This is a genomic window from Longitalea arenae, from assembly GCF_016924755.1.
Taxonomy (GTDB): Bacteria; Bacteroidota; Bacteroidia; order Chitinophagales; family Chitinophagaceae; genus Niastella; species Niastella arenae.
Genome location: NZ_JAFFJX010000002.1, coordinates 309,995 through 331,855, shown reverse-complemented (window position 1 = coordinate 331,855; position 21,861 = coordinate 309,995). Strand labels below are relative to the sequence as shown.

The window sequence follows — 21,861 nt, the reverse complement described above, 5'->3', positions numbered from 1 at the left end:
GCTGCGGATCATTTCCTGATCTCTGCCTGCAATGTTGTTTCCAGGGCATTCATAATTTTATTCATCATACCGTCAATATCTTTATCGGTGGGGGTCTTTTCCTCATCGAGGAAAGTAAAGCTTACTGCGAGGGACTTTTTATCGGCCCCCAGCTTTTCACTTTCAAAAATATCGAACAGCTGTATTGACTGTAACTTCTCGAGTTTCACTTTTTTCACCGTGCTTTCAACCTCAGCAAAGGGAAGGGATTTCGGTACTACCATGGCCAGGTCGCGGCGTACGGGCAGCTGGCGCGGTAATTCTTTTGCTTTTATAGAGTTGGCGGAGATGTATTTCAGCAATAATTCGAAGTCGAGATCGGCATAGAAAACCGGTTGCTTGATATCGAAACGTTTTCCTTCCTGTGGTTTCACCTGTCCCAGCCGCGCAATAACATCTTTATTAATAGTTACCTGCAAGGCGTTTACCAGGTTGCCGCCGCTTGTTTCGGGGGCAAAGGCAGCTTTAGAGATGCCAGTTAATTGCAATATCCTTGCCACTATGCCTTTCAGGTAAAAGATATCAGCTGCCGTTCCTTTTCCTTTCCAGGCATCATCCTGCACCTGGCCGGTTATGTACAGGCATACATGTTCATGCTCGCTGTACTTTCCGGGCCCTGATGTGCTGTAGGTTTTGCCAAATTCAAAAAAGCGCAGGTCGTTGTTTTTGCGGTTGAGGTTATGCGCTATCGCTTCCAGTCCGGTTTGCAGCATGGAGGGGCGCATAATATTATGATCGGCGCTGAGGTTGTTCAGCAGTTTAACTGTTGTGCTCAGTTCTTCTTCATTAAAATAGGCGGCGTTGGTAATGGAATTGGTAAAGATCTCATTGAAGCCCAATCCCACCAGGTAATTGGCCGTTTTCTCGCGGTAAATATGTTTGTTACGATCTGTTTCTACCGAAGGTGAAATGGTGATGGCCTTGGGGATCTCGATATTATCGAGCCCGTCGATACGCATGATCTCTTCCACTATGTCGGCCGGCAGGTGAATGTCGGGTTTGCTGTAAGGTGCTGTTACCAGGATATCATCGGCGCTTTCCTTTATGATGGAGAAGCCAAGGCTGAGCAGGATCTTCTTAACGCTTGCTGCCGGATAATTTTTGCCGCTGAGCTTTCGCAGGAACTGGTATTTCAGCTGAACCTGCGGTTGCGGTGTTGGGTTGGGATATACATCTATTATGTCAGACGCAATTTCGCCCCCGGCCAGTTCCTTAATAAGGAGGGCGGCACGCTTCAATACATTTACGGTATTGCTGATATCGATATTCTTTTCAAAACGGGTAGCCGCATCGGTACGCATGCCGTGGCGGAAAGAGGTCTTGCGAATATCCACCGGGTTGAACCAGGCGCTTTCCAGGAAGATATTTTTGGTGGTATCTGTTACGCCGCTGTGCCGGCCGCCAAAAACGCCGGCAAAACACATAGGTTCGCTATTGCCGTTACAGATCATCAGGTCTTCGGCATTTACCTTTCTTTCTTTTTCGTCGAGGGTAACAAAAGGCGTGCCTTCGGGCAGGTTCTTTACCAGCACTTTCCGGCCTGTGATGGCATCGGCATTAAAAGCATGCAGGGGTTGACCGGTCTCGTGCAGGATATAGTTGGTAATATCTACGATATTATTAATTGGCCGCTGACCGATCGCCCGCAACTTATTCTGCAGCCATTCGGGACTTTCTTTTACGGTAACGTTCGAAATGCTTATACCGCTGTAACGCTGGCAGGCACTGGTATTTTCGATGTTTACTTCAATGGGCAGGGAATTGTTTTCTACGCTAAAGCCGTGCACCGGCAGGGCGTTTACCTGCAGGTCTTTATTGTCATGGTATGACAGGTACGCGCACACATCCCGGGCTACGCCGCGGTGACTCATGGCGTCCATACGGTTCGGCGTTAAACCAATTTCATAGATCCAGTCGGTATATGGTTTGAAATAATCAGCGGCGAGGGTGCCCACTTTTACATCGGCGGGTAATACCAGGATACCGGCATGGTCGTCGCTCAGGCCGATCTCATCTTCAGCGCAGATCATGCCATAGCTTTCAACGCCGCGGATCTTGGCTATTTTCATGGTCAGCGGATCGCCATTTTTAGGATAGATAGTGGTGCCTACCGTTGCTACTACGACTTTTTGACCAGCTGCTACATTCGGGGCGCCACAAACAATTTGCAGGGGATCTCCCGAACCGGTATTTACTTTGGTAACGGTTAATTTATCGGCGTTAGGGTGTTTTTCGGCCGCCAGCACTTCCCCGATCACCAGTCCCTGCAAGCCGCCTTTCAGGCTTTCGTGGCGCTCCAGGCTTTCAACTTCCAGGCCCACGGAGGTCAATAATTTACTAAGCCGTTCTGGATCAATGGTTACGGGTAAATAATCGTGCAACCAATTATAGGAAATAGTCATGGATCAGTCTATAAATTTTATAATTTAACGATGGTGGCAAAGATAGGTTAGTTCAAAGTTCAAAGTGCACAGTTGCCGGTTTGCAATTGTAGTTCAATGTTTTCAGGTGAAGACAGTTGGGGAAGGCAGTGCAGGCCGGGCGGAAGGATGGCCAGACGGGGGGTAAGCAGGAGGAGTGATCAATTCTTACAAACAATAAAACAGAAAGCAGGGATCTCTGTGGCGCTTAAAATGCGGTGAATGCGGCCGGGGCGTTGTTCAATACGGCCGTATTTCAGTTTCATGACCTCAACAGCGCGCGAGAAGCTGATCGCATGGGCGGTGAGCAGGTCGTAACAAAGCCGTTCGTAGTACAGCAGGTGCTGTGCTTCTTTGCTATTTTCTTCAGGCATCATTACCTCATAATGCCGCAACTGGTATACGCGCATGGTCTGATTTAATATTAAAGAATCTAATTTACGGTACTCCGGTTAAATTTGATATTAGAACATCATCTTTTTGTTTTGATCTCCGGTTTGACGTTCTTTTATCCCGGTTCCTTCTTTACTGTATACGCCAATTTTATGCCATTGGTTGAAAAAACCGGGCTGGAAAGTGCATGGGTGGCGAACTTCAGGGTTGGTGGGGCGCTGGAAGGACCGGTCAGTCACAGTTTCATTTATCCCATAACTGGAAAATGCTGTACTGGTAAGCGTTTTCACTAACCGGATTTCGGAAATTCCCATCCCGCTTGCATCTTATTTTCCCGCTGTCATCTCCAAATATTCAGGGCATAATTCTTACACACATGATGTGTGAATTTCGTTTGAACAAGGGTGGCAAACTTTTGTAAATTGTGTATATATAGGCGGGAACTTGGGGATAAGTGCCCTAATTTCGTGGATTGGTGTGTGGATTGTTGTTATTAATTATAGAACAGCAATTCTTTTTTCCGGAATTGAGAGGGGTATATATTCGCCGTCCTGACCTAATAGGGGTAACATTGCGGTAACAGTGCAATAATATTCCCGTAACAAACCTTAGCCTTAAACGACCCAATGCGTCATTGGTTGGCAGTATAAATCAGAAGTGGCTCCGCACATCAGAAACACTTCAGCACCATGAGATATCCAATTTTTTATTTTTTTCAAACCAATGGTTAAAATTTTTGTAGACCGTTAACGATGGATTTAACAAATCTGAACAAAGACCGAAAACAGCGCCGACGCAGTTCAATTGACCTGAGCACGATGGTGTACGGTAAAGTACCCCCGCAGGCAAAAGACCTGGAAGAAGCCGTACTTGGCGCTATCATGCTCGAAAAATCTGCCTTTGACGTAGCCGTGGAAATTTTGAAAGCCGAATGCTTTTATGTAGACGCCCATCAACGCATTTACCGGGCTATGCTCAGCCTGCAGCAGAAAAGCCAGCCGATAGACATCTTAACGGTGGTGGAAGAACTGCGCAGCAAAGAAGAGCTGGAAATGGTAGGTGGTCCTTATTACGTAACCCGTTTAACCAATTCAGTTGTTTCTTCAGCCAATATAGAAGCGCATGCAAAGATCATTTTGCAAAAATTCATTCAGCGCGAGTTGATCCGGATCAGTGGTGAGATCATTAGTGACGCTTATGAAGACAGTGCCGATGTGTTCGACCTGCTCGACGATGCCGAAGCGAAGCTGTTCGAGATCACGAACAACCACATGAAGAAGAACTACGACAGTATCGATACCGTACTGGTGCAAACCGTACAGCGGATCGAAGATATGCGTCACCGTACCGATGATATTACCGGGGTGCCAAGCGGTTTCCCTTCCCTTGATAAAGTAACCTATGGATGGCAGGGTTCCGATCTCATCATCCTGGCTGCACGCCCGGCCGTGGGTAAAACGGCATTTGCCCTTAACCTGGCCCGTAATGCGGCATTGAATACGGTTCGTCCAACCCCCATCGTTTTCTTCAGCCTTGAAATGAGCTCGGCGCAGCTGGTAACACGTATCCTGAGCGCTGAAAGTGAAGTGTGGCTCGAGAAGATCTCGCGTGGTAAGATGGAAGATTATGAGATGAAGCAGTTGTACGCCAAGGGTATTCAAAAACTTGCGCAGGCGCCCATCTTTATCGACGATACGGCGGCCCTGAACGTATTCGAGCTGCGTGCGAAATGCCGCCGTTTGAAGACCAAACACAATATCGGCCTTATCATCATCGATTACTTACAGCTGATGAGCGGCGTGGGCAACGGTAAGAACACGAATCGTGAGCAGGAGATCAGTACCATTTCACGGAACTTAAAAATGCTGGCGAAGGAGTTGATGGTTCCCATCATAGCTTTGTCGCAGTTAAGCCGTGCGGTGGAAACGCGTAAAGACGGAAATAAAATGCCGCAGCTGAGTGACCTTCGTGAATCGGGCGCCATTGAGCAGGATGCCGATATGGTAATGTTTATTTACCGGCCCGAATACTATGACATTACTTCCAATGAAATGGGAGAAAGCAATAAAGGGGAAACCCATGTGCGTATAGCCAAACACCGTAACGGTTCGCTGGAAACCATTAAGCTGAAGGCCCAGTTGCATATTCAAAAATTTGTTGAGTTTGAAGGTGACGATTTCAGTGGCCTGGGCATGGGTGGCGGAAGCTGGAAACCGGTACCTGATGGCGGCGGCAGTGCCGGCGCAGGTGGCGATGATGGAGCCAGGCTGTACATCCAGGCCGGCAGCAAAATGAACGATATGCCGTTCGGTGATGATGACGAGGCCCCGTTTTAATTCAATATTGTCTTTTTTATCAGAAGCCCCGACGATACCGCCGGGGCTTTTTGTTAGTTAGATGGTACATAATATGCATTACTTTGCAGCAAAGAACCGATCATGAACCTGCCGCTTTTTTATATTTCGGATGTAATAACCGGCCAGCCGGACATTGAACTGGATGAAGACACGTCAAAACATGTGGTGAACGTATTGCGCATGAAAAAAGGCGAACAGCTGCATTTGACCGATGGTAAAGGCTTTTTGTTAGTTACCGCCATTACAGATGATCATAAAAAGCGGTGCCGTGTAACCGTATTGAAAGAACAGTTTGTAGCACCCGCCAACCGTAAAACCAGCATCGCCATTTCGCTGATAAAAAACAGCAGCCGTTTTGAATGGTTCCTCGAGAAAGCGACCGAGATCGGCATTAGCGAGATCATACCTTTGATCTGCGACAGAACCGAAAAAGAACATTTCCGGTTCGACCGGATGCAACAGATCCTCGTGAGCGCCATGCTGCAATCACAACAGGCATGGCTGCCTGTTTTACATCAGCCGGTGGGGTTCGGGCAGTTACTCAGGCAGGAAGAAGTTATTGCTACCTCGCAAAAGTTCATAGCGCATTGTATGCCCGGCTCCAAGCAAAACCTGGCAGCGCTGGTAAATGCTTCTCTTCCTTCTCAAATTATCTTAATTGGCCCTGAAGGCGATTTTACACCCGAAGAAGTGACTTTTGCAACGGATCACTATTTTATGCCGGTAAGCCTGGGCGATACCCGCCTGCGCAGTGAAACGGCCGGCATGGTAGCGGCTGTGTTGTTGAAAACAATAACCCCCGAGCAATAATACCACGGCCTTAAAATAGGCAGTTGGCAAGGGGCAGTTAGCAGTTCGCAATACCCCAGCCTTTTAAAAGGAGCGTTAACAATACACAGTTGGCAATGGGCAGTTGGCAGTTAGCAGAGAGCAATAACCCCGGCCCTTAAAAGGAGCATTAACAATACATAATGGGCAATGGGGCGATGGGCAGTTCGCAATGGGCAATTGGCAATCTTCCACTTCATAACCAGACAGCAGTGTTGATATAAAAGAAACAGGCAATAAGCGAAGATGATCTGCTTATTGCCTGTTGTCAATTGCTTATGGTTATATCGATTTCTGTTCTTCCTTTTTAACGATGGGTTCGTGCAGCTGCACCGGTTTTGATTTTTTGCGCATCCACATATTCAGCAATTCAACGCCAAACGAAAAGGCCATCGCGAAATAGATATAACCTTTTTGTATATGGCTTTCGTGTATAGGTTCCAGGCCTTCAAAGAAGAGGCTGAAGCCAACCATTAACAGAAATGACAGCGCCAGCATTTTAAGCGTGGGATGCTTATGGATGAAATTGGCAATTTTATCAGAAAAGAAGAACATGATGATCATGGCAATGATAACGGCCGTTATCATCACCGGTACATGCTGGGCAAGACCCACCGCCGTAATGATACTGTCGAAAGAAAATACCATATCAATAATAATGATCTGGGCCATTACCGCGGCAAAAGATGACTTACGCGGGCTGCCTTCATACATTTCTTCATCGCCTTCCAGTTTATGATGGATCTCTTTTACTGTTTTATACAATAGGAACAAACCTCCGGCCAGCATAATGAGGTTGCGCAGGGTAAAAGCAGCGTCGTGCCCCCTGAATTCGAAACCGAACAGCCGGGCATTCCCGTTCTTTACCAACCAGCCGATACCCATTAATAAACAAACGCGCACGGCAATACCGGCGATCATCCAGGTACGGCGGGCTTTCGTTTGTTGATTTTTATCGAGGCGGCCCATTAATATCGACACGAAGATCACGTTATCGATACCTAATACAATTTCGAGTACCGTTAGGGTAAGTAAGCTGATTAATCCGTCTACAGTTAATAATTCTTGCATGTTGGTCGGTAATAAAAATGAAGGGCAAAAATAAGGCGAAAAACCAATTGGCAACAGGCAATAAGCAATATGCAATGGTTATGCTTTCTTTTTGCATCAGTGCCTAATTAGTAGGAACATATGCCGAATTGTTTCAACAGGAATAAAAAAATAACCGGCAATAATGTAGTGGTAGCTAAAGACAAAACATTTTAGCGTTTTGTATTTAAATGGTTGCCAGCCCTTCGATCACCCGCTGGGTTTATGACCCTTTGCAAGTTTCCGGTGGTCACGCACTGGTCATTTAAAGTCCATTACAAATATTCTTTACTATAGCCGGGCCTTCATAAATGAAGCCGGTCCATACCTGCACCAGGGAAGCACCGGCGGCGAGTTTTTCCCGGGCATCGGCAGCCGTAAAAATACCACCGGAGGCAATGACTGGCAGTTGCCCTTTTGTTTTTTGATGTATGTATTGAACGATCTCGGTGGAACGTTTGCGCACCGGCGCACCACTTAGTCCACCCGCGCCAATGGACTCGAGCTGCTCACCGGTTGTTTGCAGCTGCTCCCGACTGATGGTGGTGTTGGTAGCAACCAGTCCATCCAATTTTATTTCCATAGCCAGGTCTATTACATCATCGATCTGTTGGGGCGTAAGATCGGGGGCTATTTTTAATAAGATAGGTTTAGGCTTGCGATCGGTTTCTGCTCCGCTTTCCTGTTGGCCGCTTTCCTGTTGATTAATGGTTTGCAGGTGGGATAATATCTTGCGGAGGGAATCTTTTTCCTGTAATTCCCGTAAGCCGGGTGTATTGGGAGAACTTACATTCACAACAAAATAATCTACGCAATCGAACAGGGCGCGAAAGCAGATCTCGTAGTCTTTCCAGGCGTCCTCGTTGGGCGTGACCTTGTTTTTACCAATGTTACCGCCGATGATCAGCGGTAAATGGTCAATCGTCAATGGTGAATGGGAACCCTCATGTAAAGGAGAACTGTTACTGCCGGCAGTTTGCATTTTGCCGCCTGGCCATTGCTTGTTGTTTGTTGTCCTTTGCTTCTCGCGCCAGTCTTTGAGGCGCTGGGCCACTACCTGTACGCCATCATTATTAAAGCCCATGCGATTGATCAGGGCCTTGTCTTTGGGCAGGCGGAACAGCCTGGGTTTGTCATTTCCGGCCTGTGGTTTGGGCGTTACAGTCCCGATCTCCACAAAGCCAAAACCCAGGGCTTCCAGCTCGGTAAGGTAGAGTGCATTTTTGTCGAACCCGGCAGCCAGTCCGACCGGATTTTTAAACCGGAGGCCAAACAACTCTTTTGACAGGCCGACCTGAGTGGGCGCGCATTGGGCGGAAATGGATTTTCTGATGGGGCCCACAGAACAGCCCAGTTTCATCATATTCATGGAAAAATGATGGACCGTTTCTGTAGGAAAACAAAACAACAGGCGGCGAAGTAAGTTGTACATAATTCGATGCGAAGATAAATTAGTTTCAGGTTACAGGGTACAAGTTTCAGGGAGCCGGAAAGGGGATGAACTCACCAGTTGCCAGTTACCGGTTTCCAGTTACCGGTTACCGGTTTCCAGTTACCAGTTACCAGTTGTCGGTTACCAGTTACCAGTTACCGGTTTCCAGTTACCAGTTACCAGTTACCAGTTGTCGGTTACCAACTGCCAGCCCTGATCTCTGCATGGCAGCCAATAATTAATATGCTTTTGGTTTGTGCCCAGTGACAGGAAACCGGTAACCGGGAACTGAATTTTCCTGCACCCTGTAACCTGGAACTTGTAACCTGTAACCGCACCCCCTGAAACCTGTAACCTGTCTCCGGTTTACCAGTTGCCAGCCCTGATCTCTGCATGGCAGCCAATAATTAATATGCTTTTGGTTTGTGCCCGGTGACAGGAAACCGGTAACCGGGAACTGAATTTTCCTGCACCCTGTAACCTGGAACTTGTAACCTGTAACCTGTAACCTGTAACCTCGAACTTGCCACCCGGTATCCCCGGCAATTTTGTTTTCCCCCCGGCAATCCTTAACTTTGGTATAGAAAGTTGCATAAACAACTAGTAGTATAGTGCATCATGACGTTTGCGTGTTCGCAAAGTGCGGAAGAACGACGATAGGTATAAAGACCATCGGAAAACGCAAAATATAAATGGCAATATCTGCCTGATGGATGTCTGTAAAATAAAAATAATTTTAACCTGCTTCTTGCTGCCTCTTTTGGGGGCTGGGGGGCTAAACTTTATAATATGGAAGCATATATCGTAGCTGGTTACCGCACAGCGGTTGGAAAAGCCAAAAAAGGCGGTTTCCGGTTTTACCGGCCCGATGATCTGGCCGTTGATGTGATCAAAGGTTTGATGGCTTCTGTTCCGCAACTGGATCCCAAACGGGTAGATGATGTGATCGTAGGAAATGCGGTACCAGAGGCAGAGCAGGGCTTACAGGTGGGAAGGATCATTGCGGCCCGTGCACTGGGCTTTGATACGCCCGGCATGACGGTGAACCGGTACTGCGCCTCGGGTTTGGAGACCATCGCCATTGCTACCGCTAAAATTCGCACCGGCCTGGCTGAGTGCATCATTGCCGGTGGAACGGAAAGCATGAGCCTGGTGCCAACTGCCGGCTGGAAAACAGTACCTGCCTATTCCATTGCGAAAGATGAACCGGATTATTACCTGAGCATGGGTTTAACTGCTGAAGCAGTGGCCAAAGAATATAATGTGAGCCGGGAAGACCAGGATCAATTCTCTTATCAATCGCATATGAAGGCCATCAATGCGATCTCGAATGGCTACTTTAAGAATGGCATTTTACCGATCACGGTTGAAGAAGTATACCTCGATGAAAAGAATAAAAAGAAGACCAGGACTTATGTAGTTGATACCGATGAAGGTCCGCGGAAAGATACCAGCCTGGAAGTATTGAATAAACTGAAACCGGTATTTGCAGCCACCGGAACGGTAACGGCCGGTAACTCTTCGCAAACCAGTGATGGCGCTGCTTTTGTAATCGTAATGAGTGAAAGAATGGTGAACGAACTGGGACTGAAACCCATTGCCCGTTTGGTAGCCTGCGCATCAGCGGGTGTGCATCCACGTATTATGGGTATTGGTCCGGTAGAAGCAGTGCCCAAAGTGTTAAAGCAGGCTTCTATGAGCCTGGGTCAGATCGACCTGGTTGAATTGAATGAAGCATTTGCCTCGCAGGCGCTGGCTGTTATCCGTAAGCTTGAGCTGAACCCTGAGATCGTTAATATAAATGGCGGCGCCATTGCCCTGGGACATCCATTAGGATGTACCGGCTGTAAGCTGACTATACAAATTACGCATGACATGAAACGTTTGAATAAAAAATACGGGATCGTTACTGCATGTGTTGGTGGTGGTCAGGGTATCGCAGGGATTATAGAAAATATTAATTAGTAAAAATAATTTTTATGTAGCAAGCTGCTTCTCATTGGAGGCAGCTTTTTTTATGCTCGTACTAGTACGAGCAGCCGATGAAAATGTACGTCACTTATCCCCAAAACATCAAGTGGCAACATTTTTGTTCAATCACCGTTCATACTAGGATTGTCATCATGTAGTCAAAAGGCCGACTATATGAATGCAATCTCCCAAAATCAACCTTATGGACAGAAGAGAATTCTTCACATTGAAAAGAAGAGCCAAAGCTACTTCTCCGAAGCCCTATGCAGGCTTGCGGCAAATTTACTCCGGATTAGCACCTTACTCCGGTCCTTGGACAGAAAAAGAAGTCATTCATTTATTGAAACGAACCATGTTCGGGGCCAAAAGAGCAGACATTGAACATTTCAAGAATATGTCTCTATCCCAGGCGGTTGATGAACTGTTGAATGTACCCACTTCCCTCCCGGCGCCTCCCGTGAAAAATTACGACAATGCCGACATTGATGCTACCGATGGAGACTATACGGTAGCACAGGGAGCAACTTGGGTGAACACCATTTCAAAAGATCCGGGCGCCAATATCAGGCGTATGAATTCTTTGAAGTGCTGGTGGATCGGCAACATGATCAACCAGGACAGAAGCATTCGCGAAAAAATGATCCTGTTCTGGCACAATCACTGGACAACCGAATCAACGATGTATGATGAAATAGGCACTTATGGTTATCGTTATCATAACCTGTTGTGTGAAAGCGCCGTTGGCAACTTTAAGAAACTGGTAAAAGACATGACCCTGAACGTTGCCATGCTGCGTTACCTCAACGGCTATCTGAACACCTATACGGCTCCTGATGAGAACTATGCGCGGGAGCTGCAGGAATTATTTACCCTGGGAAAAGAGAACAATCCCAATTATACAGAAGACGATGTGATGACGGCTGCCCGTGTACTCACCGGCTGGCGCATAAAGCCCGAAGATGAATCGGTGTACTTCAAGCCTCAGGATCACGACAAGAACAGTAAAACATTCTCTTCATTTTATAATGGCGCCGTAATAGCCGGCCGCAGCGATGCTACCGGTGGCGAGGCCGAGCTGGATGATCTCATCAATATGATCTTCACCAAATCGGTAGAGGTTTCTGAATTCATTGTAAAAAAACTGTACACATGGTTTGTGTATTACACTATTGAGCCCGATACCATTACCAACGTTATAAAACCACTGGCCCGGCAGTTCCGCGATAGTGGCTGGGAAATTAAGCCGGTGCTGGCTACGCTGTTAAAAAGCGAACATTTCTTTGATCCCAATAGCCAGGGATGTTTGATCAAGAGCCCGCTCGATATGATCGTAATGCTGATGCGGGAATTTGATGTAGCCATGCCTGCCGCTTCTGATTATGTCAATTACTATAATATGCTGGAGTTTCTGCACAATCAGTCGGTGCTGATGCAGCAGAATATTGGAGACCCGCCCGGCGTTTCAGGCTGGCCCGCTTACTACCAGCTTCCACAGTTCTATGAAATGTGGATCAACCACGATACCGTGCCTAAACGGGCAAGGTTCATCGAGACGATGCTGATGCGCGGTTATATGCGCGATAATGTTAAGCTGATCATTGATCCGGTAGCCTTTACGAAAAACAGCTGGCCGCAAGCACTTGCCCGCGATCCGAATCTCCTGATCGATGCGATCGTGGAAGTGCTTTACCGGGTACCGCTTTCTGCTACTGTTAAAGCAAAGCTGAAAGGGGAAATATTGCTGAGTGGCCAGGTGCAGGATTACTACTGGTCAGATGAATACGATAAATTGTACAATACGCCCGGCGATATGGCAGCGTACAATACGGTGGCTACCCGCCTGCAAACGCTGTTCCTTCGTTTGATGAACCTGGCCGAGTATCAATTAGCTTAACATTAAAACCGATCTTATGAAGCGCAGAGACTTTTTTAAACAAACATTGCCTGCATCTGTAACGCTGCCTGCCTTACTCAACGGTTTTTCCGTTAAGGCTTTTACAGGCGCCTCTCCATTGGTGAGGGCCCTCATGGCTACCGACACCGACAAGGTATTAGTGATGATACAACTGAATGGTGGTAACGATGGCTTGAACATGGTGATCCCCATTGAAATTTACAGAGACTATTATAATGCCCGTTCCAATATTGCGATCGCCCAGAACAAGATCCTTCCTTTGAACGGAACCTCAAAAACAGGATTGCATCCCAGCATGACCGGTATACAAACCCTGTATAACGAAAACAAAGTGGCCATTGTACAGGCTGTCGGATATGACAGGCCTAACTTTTCTCACTTCCGCGCAACCGATATCTGGATGTCTGCTTCCGATTCGGAACAGGTACTTTACAGCGGATGGATCGGCCGCTACCTGAATCTCGAATTTCCAAACTTCCCGTTTGGTTATCCAACAGCGCAAATGCCCGATCCGCTGGCGATTCAGATCGGTTCTGTTGCATCGCTGGCATCGCAGGGGCCTTCATTCCCCATGGGTATGACCATCAGCGACCCTTCCACCTTCTACGATTACCTTGATAACGTAAATGACCCGGTGCCTGCAACGCCCTGGGGTAAAGAGCTGGAATATATCCGCATGATCATGGGACAAACGGAAGCCTACGGAAATGTTATCAGAGCTGCTGCCGCCAAAGTCACATCCCAGGGGTCTTACCCGAGTAACAATGACCTGGCCCAACAGCTTCGGATCGTAGCCCGGCTGGTGAAAGGCGGTTTAAAGACCCGTGTATACATGGTTAGCACCGGAGGTTTCGACACCCATTCGAGCCAGGTAGATACTGCCGATACAACCGTAGGAACGCATGCCAAACTGATGGCCCGCGTGTCTGATGCCATTAAATGTTTTATGGACGACCTGAAAGGACTGGGCGTTGAGGACAGGGTGATCGGTATGACCTTTTCAGAGTTCGGCCGCCGTATAAAATCGAATGGAAGTTATGGTACTGACCATGGCGCTGCCGCACCGGTCATCCTCTTTGGTAAGAATATCCGGGGCGGCATCATTGGTACCAATCCAACCATTTCGTCCAATGCGCGCTTAAACGACAACGTTCCTTATCAATACGATTTCAGAAGTATTTATGCTTCTATCCTGAGGCAATGGTTCTGTGTAAACGATGCTGATCTGAAAACCGTTTTGCTGCGCGATTTCCCGAACATTCCATTGGTCATCAATCCGGCCTGTGGCGCCACCGGTATCGACGATGTAAGGAACGATGGCGAGCAGTTGATCATCAACTATCCGAACCCATTTGTTGAAAGAACCACCATCACCTTCAATACCAAAGGCGGCCATACCCTGGTACAGGTGCTGGATACCATGGGCAGGGTTATACGAGTGCTTACAGACAAAGTATATACATCCGGTACCTATACTGTAACCTTCGACGGGTATGGGCTTCCATTGGGTGTTTATTATGCCCGTTTTCAAAACGGCGCCACCCAGCAGGTACGACCCATGCTGAAAACGCGATGACGTAGAAAATTTAATCCGTATAAGGAAAGCTTCCCGGCCTCTGCCAGGAGGCTTTTTTCATTTAACCCAACGCTTGCTGATGGCCGGCAACATCTGCTTTGCTAAAACTTGCTAAATGCTCAGCGATTCAAGGAAATGGCTGACGGCCAGGGCGGGCCTATGCGCCAACAGCAGCGATGGCCTTGCGCAATAAGGAATTTAAAAAAAATGGAATGGCCTCCTTTTTGTTATCCTACAGTAAATAGTTTTAATTTGCTTTGGATCGGTAAATAACCATTATTCCTGAAAACTGACCGGTCTTTAATTTTGACTATGTTGAAGGTTTTTATAACAGATGACCATGAACTATACCTTGAGGGCCTGGTTTTATTGCTGAACAAGCAACCCGGCATAGAGGTGATCGGTTCCGCCTTTACGGGTGAAAGCCTCCTGAGCCAGTTACCGAACAATGAAATCGACATTCTGCTGCTTGATGTACACTTACCTGATATTGGCGAAGAAGAGCTGCTGCTGAAGATCCGTGAGATTCAACCGGGGCTGAAGATCCTGTACCTCACCATCATGCGCGGCACCCGTTATATTCACAAGCTGTTGAAATACGATATCCAGGGTTACCTGCTGAAGAATACCAATATTGCCGAACTTACCAAAGCGCTGGAAACCGTTGCCGGCGGCAACAAATATTTCAGTAAAGAGATCAACATCCTCGATACCAACCAGGATTTCCGCAATACGGTAACTATTGAAGATAAGAAGGTAGATGAAATATTATCAAAAAGAGAAATAGAAGTCCTGACCCTGATCTGCAAAGAATACAGTAATTCAGAAATTGCCAAAAAACTTTTCTTAAGCGTAAGTACGGTAGAGACCCATCGCAAGAACCTGATCGCCAAACTGGGCGTAAACAATACTGTGGGACTGGTAAAGTTCGCTTTAAAGAACAAGCTCATCGAATGATCCATTCCTGTCTTCAAAACATTTAATAAACAGGGCGCTATCACGTAACGATACTTTAATTACAGCAATTACTTTACTTAATAAGTAAAAACCCTTAATTTGGTAGTATAATTCGGCAATCCGGTGAAATACTATCTGCTAATAGGGGCTTTGATTTCCTGCGTATGTTCATTTGCACAGGTCGATACAACACAGTTAAAGAACTTGTACGACCGTTGCCTCGATTTCTCCGAAGACAAGATAGACTCCATTCGCTACTACGCCGATTACATCTCAAAAGAAGCCGAACAGCTTAAATTCAATAAGGGCAATGTGCTTTCCCTGCGGCTGAAAGGGATCTCTGAAGACCTGAGTAATAATTATGAAAAAGCCATTGCCTATTATCTGCAGTCCTTACAGGCCGCCCGGTCAATTCATGCACCGGAATATGAACTTGCGGCCCTCAGCGACCTGGCCATTGCTTATTTTGCGATCAGGGAACCGGAAAAGGCAAAAGAGTTTTATTTACAATGCGCCCGGCTGTCGGAAGCCGATGGAAAAATACCTTCCCTGATCAATATGTATAATAACCTGGCGGTTATTTATACCCAGCTGAAACAATACGACAGCTCGCATATCCTGCTCGAAAAGGCCGTGCAATTGGGCAAACCACTGGAGCGGCGGGGACTTATCAGCTTATCGAGCACTTATAATAACCTGGGCAATTTATATTTCAAAGAAAAAAAGTTTGATGAAGCGCTGCCTTATTTCAGGCAGAACCTCATCAAACATTCAAGGGATAGTGATCTGAACGGATTATGGGTGGCCAGGTTGAACCTGGCTGATCTGTATGCGGAAAAACGTCAGTTTGATTCAGCCACCAGGTATGCAGAAAGCGCCATGGAACTGGCGCAAAGGCTGGAATCAAAAAGCAAGGAGGCCGATAGCTATTCCATACTGGCCAAGCTGGCTGAGTACCAGGGCAATTACAGTAAAGCCTACCAGTACATTAAGAAATGGTATTCGCTCGATACGGCTATTCTGCACAGTGATACCTATAAGACCATTGCGGCCCTGCAGGAACGCTTTCATGCCAGTGAACGCGATGCTGAGAACAAACTGTTGCAGGCAAGAATAGAAAAGGAAACCATCCGCACCCGTGAGCTTACCCTGGTAGCTGCAGCCCTCGGGATCATTGGGGTCTTAATTGCAATAGGATTTGTGATAAAACGGAACGCGCACCGGCGGTTAATGGCAACCAATGACCTCATTGTACAGCAAAACGAAAAGTTATCAGAACTGAACTATGAAAAGAACTCGCTCATAAGTATCGTATCGCATGACCTGAATACGCCTTTTGCCACCATACAGATCTGGGGCCAGGTCTTTGAGAATGACGCCGCCCGTTTATCGCCGGAACAGCAAAAAGCGCTGAAACGCATATTGCAGGCCGGTGAATATGGAGAGCGCCTCATCAGGCAGATACTCGACGTAGAACGGGCAGATATCGGTAATCACAAAATGCAGTTGGAAAAATTTGATCTGAAGGCCCTTGCAGAAGAAGTGGCCGACAACTTTAAACCGATGGCCGGTAAAAAGAATATCCACCTGCATACAGAGGTCTCGGGGAAAAAGCTGTTCATTTTAAGCGACCGCTACCTGGTGAGCCGCATTTGTGAAAATCTGTTATCGAATGCTATCAAATATACCCCACATGGCAGGCAGGTATGGATGACCATTCACGATGAGCAGGATACCGTTGTTATTAAGGTGCGCGACGAAGGCGTGGGCATTGAAAAAGAAGAATTGCCTTTCCTGTTCTCGAAATACAGCAAGATCTCTTCCCGGCCTACAGATGGAGAAGCTTCTAATGGGCTTGGTCTGTCAATTGTGAAAAGGATTGTGGAAGAGATCAACGGCCGCATCACCTGCGAAAGTGAAATAGGGGTGGGATCGGTTTTTACAGTAACATTAAAGAAGTAAATAGGCTATTGCCTGATTATAATAATTTTTGTAACTTAACGTTATACCTTTACTTACTAACCCTTGATGATATATGTTTACAGCCCCGATGGTACCATCGGGGCTTTTGATTTTATTTATTGGGTTTGGCCGACATATAGAATGTAAGTGTACCCCCTTTGCTGATGTCTTCATGACTGATAACCGGCTGCGTAAGTTGTTTGCCATTCAACAATACCTTCTGTACATATACATTCTTATCGCTTTGACCAATGGCTTCGATCCTGAACGTATTCCCGTTTTCGAGTTGTATACTCGCTTTATTGATGGCCGGACTGCCCAACTGGTATTCAGCAGATCCCGGTGATACCGGATAAAATCCCAGCGTTGAAAAAAGATACCAGGCGCTCATCTGGCCGCAATCATCATTGCCGCCTAAGCCATCAGGCGCTGGTTTGTATTGATTTTTCAGGATCATTCTTACCCGTTGCTGCGTTTTCGCCGGCTGTCCGGCAAAGTTGTACAGGTAGGCCACATGGTGGGCCGGTTCATTGCCATGCACATAATTTCCAATGATGCCATCGCGGGTAATGTCTTCTGTTTCGGCAAAATATTTATCGGGCAGGTACATGGTGAACAGGGTATCGAGCCGGGCGCTGAATTTCTTTTTACCACCCATTAAGTTGATCAATGCTCCGGGATCATGCGGCACAAAAAAGCTGTAATTCCAGGAATTACCTTCAATGAAACCCTGTCCATGCGTACTTAAAGGATCAAATTCCTGTTTAAATCTGCCATCTTCCCTGCGGGCGCGCATAAAGCCAGTTCCTGCATCGTACACGTTGTTAAAGTTGGCCGACCGTTTTAAGAATGTGGCATTGACATCGGAACGCCCCTGTAAGCGCGCGATCTGTGCTATGCACCAGTCATCATAGGCATACTCCAGGGTAGTGGAAGCGGAGGTGCCCAGCTTTTCATCGGGAATATAACCTTTGTTGATGTACTGGTCGAGCCCTTCATAGTTCTTGCGGGTAGCCGTGGCAACACAGGCTTCCAGCGCGTGGGCCGCATCAAATGATTTATTCCCTTTAACGAGGGCATCTGCAATCACCGACACACTGTGATAACCGCTCATACACCAGTTATCATTGTTATAATGGCTCCATATGGGCAGCATCTTCAACACGCTTTGATCGTAATGCGCGAGCATGCTATTGATCATATCGCCATTACGCGCAGGCTGTACCAGGTTGAAGAAAGGATGCAGGGCGCGGTAAGTATCCCAGAGCGAAAAAGTGGTATAGTTGGTAAAGTTACTGGCGGTGTGAATGTTCTGATCGAGCCCCCGGTACCTGCGGTCAACGTCCATATAAACAGTAGGACCCAGGAAGGCATGGTATAAGGCTGTGTAAAAGTTCTGTTTTTCCGATTCGGCTGCTTCTACCGTGATCTTTGACAGCTCTGTATTCCAGCTGGCCTGTGCGGCTGCTTTTGTTCTTTCAAAATCCCAGTGCGGTATTTCTGTTCGGAGGTTCAGCAAGGCGCCTTCCGTACTTACTGATGATAAGGCCAGCTTCAACTTGATCTTTTCGCCTTCCTCTGTGTCAAAGTTGAAGAACATACGCAGTTGCTTGCCGGCTAGATCGGGAAAGTTCTTCGACTGATCGAACTTGCGCCAGAAGCCGCGGTAAACCTGCTTTTTGCTGAAGTCTTTACAGCCATATTCCTTGAAAGGTTTTGAAAAGGTCATTGCAAAATAAACGGTGCGGGTACGTGCCCAGCCATTGGTTTGCCGGTAACCCGTAACCAGCGTATCGTTCTCTACGCGAACGAAGGTCCACACGTTCTTGTCATCGTAATTGTAAATGCCATGCATCAGGTCGAAGATGATATGGGCATCATTTGTTTTCGGAAAACTGTATTGATGAAATCCGGTTCTCGTAGTGGCGGTTAATTCAGCAGTGATGTTATCGTCATCCAGCTGTACTTTGTAATAACCTGCTTCTGCTTTTTCATTGGCGTGGGAAAAAGCAGAGCGGAAGCCGGTCTTTGTATCAGTGGCAATGCCGGGATTCAACTGTAGCTCGCCTTTGGTAGGCATAACGAGGAAATCGCCCAGATCGCTATGGCCCGTGCCGCTGAAATGGGTATGGCTGAAACCCACGATGGTTTTATCGTCGTACTGGTAACCGGCGCAATACTTATATACATCGGGATTATACTTTCCATTCATTTCATAGGGCAGGGTATCGGTATCGGGACTGAGCTGTACCATACCAAACGGAACGGTAGCGCCGGGAAAGGTATGTCCCATGCGTTGTGTACCGATCAATGGATTTACATATTGTACCAGGTTCTTTTGTTGTGCAAATGCGGATAAGGGTAACACCCATAACAATAGCGACCGTTTTTTCATCGAAATATGTTTAATTTTTTGCCAGATGGCCTTTAACTTACATGTATCTTTTTTATAATAAATAGAATGAAGCCTACAAAACTAGTGCTAATATCATCTAGCAACAGGATGGAGTGGTTTGGCCTGGCCTGAACATAAAAAAAACGCCATAAACAGCGTTTATGGCGTCTTATATACTTGTGAGAACGATCGCTTATTTATTGCTGGCTTTCCCCGCCCTCATAGTAAGAATCAGTTTCATAATCGAATTTTTTGGCCCTGGTGTTCTTATAATTGGGATCGTAGCGTACAAAGAAGTACAGATAGATGACCCGGCTTATACGCATGAGCCATGGTTGTAAAACGATGAGCAGAAATATATTGATGCCTAACCACCAGAAGAACCGGTTGTCCTGGGTACTCATACCTATGAGCACATACCAGGCAACAAAAGTGGCTACAGAGAGGGCCACCGATAATGCATAACTCACATAACCGGTGCCGTACCAGAAGCCTACTTCCATTTCAAACTTTTGACCGCATTCTTCGCAATGTACAGGCATATCGAACACTTTTTTAAGCTTCCAGGGGTTATTATTCCTGAACATGGGTCCACGGCGGCAACGGGGACATTTCATGGTTAGGATGCTCCAGAGGAAATTGGGTTTTGACGAAGCGGGCATGATGAACCTGATTGTTGAACGGCAAAAGTATAAAAATTAGCCGGGATCATGCCGTTGCCAGGGTTTTCTTACGTTCGCCGATCTGTTGGCGCCACATGGCAAAGTACAAACCTTTTTCTTCGAGCAGGCTTTCGTGGCTGCCGGTTTCCACTACATCGCCTTTTTCCAGTACATATATGCGATCTGCATGCATGATGGTTGATAAACGGTGAGCTATCAGGATCGTGATCTGATTGCGCTGGGATGAGATCTCTTTTATGGTATTGGTAATCTCTTCTTCTGTGAGTGAATCCAGGGAAGAAGTGGCTTCGTCAAAGATCAACAAGCGTGGATTGCGCAAGAGTGCCCGCGCAATGGACAGGCGTTGCTTTTCACCACCCGATAATTTAAGACCGCCTTCCCCGATCATGGTATCCAGGCCTTTTTCTGCCCGGGCCAGCAAATTGGTGCAGGAAGCTTTTTTAAGGGCATCCATCAGGTTTTCTTCGGTGGCAGTTGTATTAACGAACATCAGGTTCTCCCTGATCGTGCCTGAGAATAACTGGGTATCCTGGGTCACGAAACCGATCTGGTTACGCAGGTCTTCAAAATTGATGTCGGTCTCATCGATGCCATTATACAGGATCTTGCCATCCTGCGGACGATACAAACCCACCAGCAATTTCATCAGGGTTGATTTGCCGGAGCCCGATGGGCCAACAAAGGCAATGGTTTCACCGGTTTTGGCAGAAAAGCTGATATCGTCGATCGCTTTTTGCTGTGCTGTTTGGTGTTTAAAGCTTACCGACTGGAAATCGAGCGTTTGAATATCGCCCAGGTGTTTCGGATGTTCCGGTTGTCTTTCCGGCTTTTTTTGCATCAGGTTATGAAAATTGTTCAGGGATGCTTCTGCCTCGCGGTAGGCAATAATGATGTTGCTGATCTCCTGCAGCGGACTGAATATAAAGAAAGAGAAGAACTGCATGGTCACCATCTCGCCTGCGTTCATTTCTTTGTGGAAGATCAGATACATTAAGATGAATAGAATTACCTGGCGCAGGGTATTTACAAAAGTGCCCTGTACGAAGCTGATGCTGCGCACGCGTTTTACTTTGGTAAGCTCAAGGCCCAGGATCTTATAGGTGTTCTTATTCAAACGGGTCACTTCCTGGTTGGTAAGCCCCAGGCTTTTCACCAGTTCAATATTGCGCAAAGATTCAGTGGTAGCACCGGCCAGGGCCGTCGTTTGTGATACAATGTTCTTTTGGATGGATTTGATCTTTTTGCTCAGCAGGTTAGTGATCCAGGTAAGAAGGAATATTCCGATAACATATGCAATGGTGATGTACCAGCTGATCCACAATGAAGCGTAGATCATTACAAAGGTTACGCCTACCAATACACCAAATAATATATTGATGAAATAATTCATGAACTTTTCAGTATCCGTTCTCACTTTGGTGAGCACACTCAGGGTTTCACCGCTACGCTGATCTTCAAACTCCTGGTAGGGCAGGCGCATAGCATGTTTCAGCCCATCGGTAAATACCCTTGCGCCGAATTTCTGAACGATCACATTTAAACAGTAGTCCTGAAAGTTCTTTGCAATACGGCTTACCATGGCCACGCCAATGGACGCCAATAAAAGCCAAATGACCCCATAGTAGGGCGTGGTGGCGGTAAAAAATGATCTGCCGGGGAAATTGTTTGGATTGTCTAAGTAGTTATTGGCCAGGTTAATAAGGTGGCCAAAAATGATGGGATCAAATAATGAAAATCCGGTATTTACGGCTGCCAGGAAAAGCGTTAATACGACCAGCCATTTATATGGTTTCAGATACGTGAATAGAATCTTCATAATTGCAATTAACAGTTTACTAACCCGA

General features: G+C 46.8%; 15 protein-coding genes. 7 read left to right on the top strand and 8 right to left on the bottom strand.

Annotation, left to right across the window (positions count from 1 at the left end):
- Positions 1–8: 8 nt before the first annotated feature.
- The 3 genes from pheT to JT717_RS06310 all read right to left on the bottom strand — a co-directional run bounded on the left by pheT (position 9) and on the right by JT717_RS06310 (position 3,166).
- The gene (gene pheT, locus JT717_RS06320) at positions 9–2,441 is read right to left on the bottom strand and encodes a phenylalanine--tRNA ligase subunit beta (RefSeq protein WP_205509357.1); all 2,433 of its coding nucleotides are present in this window, start codon (positions 2,439–2,441) and stop codon (positions 9–11) included.
- Positions 2,442–2,620: 179 nt separating this feature from the next.
- The gene (locus JT717_RS06315) at positions 2,621–2,869 is read right to left on the bottom strand and encodes a hypothetical protein (RefSeq protein WP_205509356.1); all 249 of its coding nucleotides are present in this window, start codon (positions 2,867–2,869) and stop codon (positions 2,621–2,623) included.
- A gap of 54 nt (positions 2,870–2,923) precedes the next feature.
- Positions 2,924–3,166 (bottom strand): hypothetical protein, encoded by a 243-nt coding sequence (locus tag JT717_RS06310; protein ID WP_205509355.1) that lies wholly within the window; start codon positions 3,164–3,166, stop codon positions 2,924–2,926.
- 438 nt (positions 3,167–3,604) lie between these two features.
- Between JT717_RS06310 and dnaB the strand changes: the two genes are divergently transcribed.
- Together dnaB and JT717_RS06300 are read left to right on the top strand one after the other, a co-directional pair.
- Positions 3,605–5,188, top strand: a complete 1,584-nt coding sequence (gene dnaB, locus JT717_RS06305; RefSeq protein ID WP_205509354.1) for a replicative DNA helicase — start codon at positions 3,605–3,607, stop codon at positions 5,186–5,188.
- 102 nt (positions 5,189–5,290) lie between these two features.
- Positions 5,291–6,019, top strand: coding sequence for an RsmE family RNA methyltransferase (locus JT717_RS06300; protein ID WP_205509353.1), 729 nt, complete (start codon positions 5,291–5,293; stop codon positions 6,017–6,019).
- 300 nt (positions 6,020–6,319) lie between these two features.
- Here JT717_RS06300 and JT717_RS06295 read toward each other — a convergent pair whose 3' ends face one another.
- Together JT717_RS06295 and JT717_RS06290 are read right to left on the bottom strand one after the other, a co-directional pair.
- Positions 6,320–7,108 (bottom strand): TerC family protein, encoded by a 789-nt coding sequence (locus tag JT717_RS06295; RefSeq protein WP_205509352.1) that lies wholly within the window; start codon positions 7,106–7,108, stop codon positions 6,320–6,322.
- Positions 7,109–7,391: 283 nt separating this feature from the next.
- A complete protein-coding gene (locus JT717_RS06290) occupies positions 7,392–8,558 on the bottom strand; it encodes a quinone-dependent dihydroorotate dehydrogenase (protein ID WP_205509351.1) in 1,167 nt (388 codons plus the stop codon).
- A gap of 789 nt (positions 8,559–9,347) precedes the next feature.
- Between JT717_RS06290 and JT717_RS06285 the strand changes: the two genes are divergently transcribed.
- The 5 genes from JT717_RS06285 to JT717_RS06265 all read left to right on the top strand — a co-directional run bounded on the left by JT717_RS06285 (position 9,348) and on the right by JT717_RS06265 (position 16,939).
- Positions 9,348–10,523, top strand: coding sequence for an acetyl-CoA C-acyltransferase (locus tag JT717_RS06285; protein WP_205509350.1), 1,176 nt, complete (start codon positions 9,348–9,350; stop codon positions 10,521–10,523).
- Between the two features lie 208 nt (positions 10,524–10,731).
- Positions 10,732–12,423: a DUF1800 domain-containing protein gene (locus JT717_RS06280; protein ID WP_205509349.1), complete on the top strand. Its 1,692-nt coding sequence runs from the start codon at positions 10,732–10,734 to the stop codon at positions 12,421–12,423.
- Between the two features lie 16 nt (positions 12,424–12,439).
- Positions 12,440–14,020, top strand: coding sequence for a DUF1501 domain-containing protein (locus tag JT717_RS06275; protein WP_205509348.1), 1,581 nt, complete (start codon positions 12,440–12,442; stop codon positions 14,018–14,020).
- Positions 14,021–14,332: 312 nt separating this feature from the next.
- Complete coding sequence (locus tag JT717_RS06270) at positions 14,333–14,977, top strand: response regulator (RefSeq protein WP_205509347.1); 645 nt, start codon at positions 14,333–14,335, stop codon at positions 14,975–14,977.
- Between the two features lie 123 nt (positions 14,978–15,100).
- On the top strand, positions 15,101–16,939 hold the full coding sequence (locus tag JT717_RS06265) for an ATP-binding protein (protein ID WP_205509346.1): 1,839 nt from the start codon (positions 15,101–15,103) through the stop codon (positions 16,937–16,939).
- A gap of 112 nt (positions 16,940–17,051) precedes the next feature.
- Here the strand turns inward: JT717_RS06265 and JT717_RS06260 are convergent, their stop codons facing one another.
- The 3 genes from JT717_RS06260 to JT717_RS06250 all read right to left on the bottom strand — a co-directional run bounded on the left by JT717_RS06260 (position 17,052) and on the right by JT717_RS06250 (position 21,833).
- A complete protein-coding gene (locus tag JT717_RS06260; RefSeq protein WP_205509345.1) occupies positions 17,052–19,334 on the bottom strand; it encodes a GH92 family glycosyl hydrolase in 2,283 nt (760 codons plus the stop codon).
- A 197-nt stretch (positions 19,335–19,531) separates the two neighbouring features.
- A complete protein-coding gene (locus JT717_RS06255; RefSeq protein ID WP_205509344.1) occupies positions 19,532–19,996 on the bottom strand; it encodes a DUF983 domain-containing protein in 465 nt (154 codons plus the stop codon).
- Between the two features lie 46 nt (positions 19,997–20,042).
- Positions 20,043–21,833 carry an ABC transporter ATP-binding protein gene (locus JT717_RS06250; RefSeq protein WP_205509343.1) on the bottom strand — a complete coding sequence of 597 codons (1,791 nt, stop codon included), beginning with the start codon at positions 21,831–21,833 and terminating at the stop codon, positions 20,043–20,045.
- Positions 21,834–21,861: the final 28 nt, after the last annotated feature.

What these genes read in the sequence shown, in the direction of transcription:
- pheT (WP_205509357.1), bottom strand. Translation starts at nt 2,441, where the DNA reads ATGACTATTTCCTATAATTGGTTGCACGATTATTTACCCGTAACCATT.
- JT717_RS06315 (WP_205509356.1), bottom strand. Translation starts at nt 2,869, where the DNA reads ATGCGCGTATACCAGTTGCGGCATTATGAGGTAATGATGCCTGAAGAA.
- JT717_RS06310 (WP_205509355.1), bottom strand. Translation starts at nt 3,166, where the DNA reads ATGGGAATTTCCGAAATCCGGTTAGTGAAAACGCTTACCAGTACAGCA.
- dnaB (WP_205509354.1), top strand. Translation starts at nt 3,605, where the DNA reads ATGGATTTAACAAATCTGAACAAAGACCGAAAACAGCGCCGACGCAGT.
- JT717_RS06300 (WP_205509353.1), top strand. Translation starts at nt 5,291, where the DNA reads ATGAACCTGCCGCTTTTTTATATTTCGGATGTAATAACCGGCCAGCCG.
- JT717_RS06295 (WP_205509352.1), bottom strand. Translation starts at nt 7,108, where the DNA reads ATGCAAGAATTATTAACTGTAGACGGATTAATCAGCTTACTTACCCTA.
- JT717_RS06290 (WP_205509351.1), bottom strand. Translation starts at nt 8,558, where the DNA reads ATGTACAACTTACTTCGCCGCCTGTTGTTTTGTTTTCCTACAGAAACG.
- JT717_RS06285 (WP_205509350.1), top strand. Translation starts at nt 9,348, where the DNA reads ATGGAAGCATATATCGTAGCTGGTTACCGCACAGCGGTTGGAAAAGCC.
- JT717_RS06280 (WP_205509349.1), top strand. Translation starts at nt 10,732, where the DNA reads ATGGACAGAAGAGAATTCTTCACATTGAAAAGAAGAGCCAAAGCTACT.
- JT717_RS06275 (WP_205509348.1), top strand. Translation starts at nt 12,440, where the DNA reads ATGAAGCGCAGAGACTTTTTTAAACAAACATTGCCTGCATCTGTAACG.
- JT717_RS06270 (WP_205509347.1), top strand. Translation starts at nt 14,333, where the DNA reads ATGTTGAAGGTTTTTATAACAGATGACCATGAACTATACCTTGAGGGC.
- JT717_RS06260 (WP_205509345.1), bottom strand. Translation starts at nt 19,334, where the DNA reads ATGAAAAAACGGTCGCTATTGTTATGGGTGTTACCCTTATCCGCATTT.
- JT717_RS06255 (WP_205509344.1), bottom strand. Translation starts at nt 19,996, where the DNA reads ATGCCCGCTTCGTCAAAACCCAATTTCCTCTGGAGCATCCTAACCATG.
- JT717_RS06250 (WP_205509343.1), bottom strand. Translation starts at nt 21,833, where the DNA reads ATGAAGATTCTATTCACGTATCTGAAACCATATAAATGGCTGGTCGTA.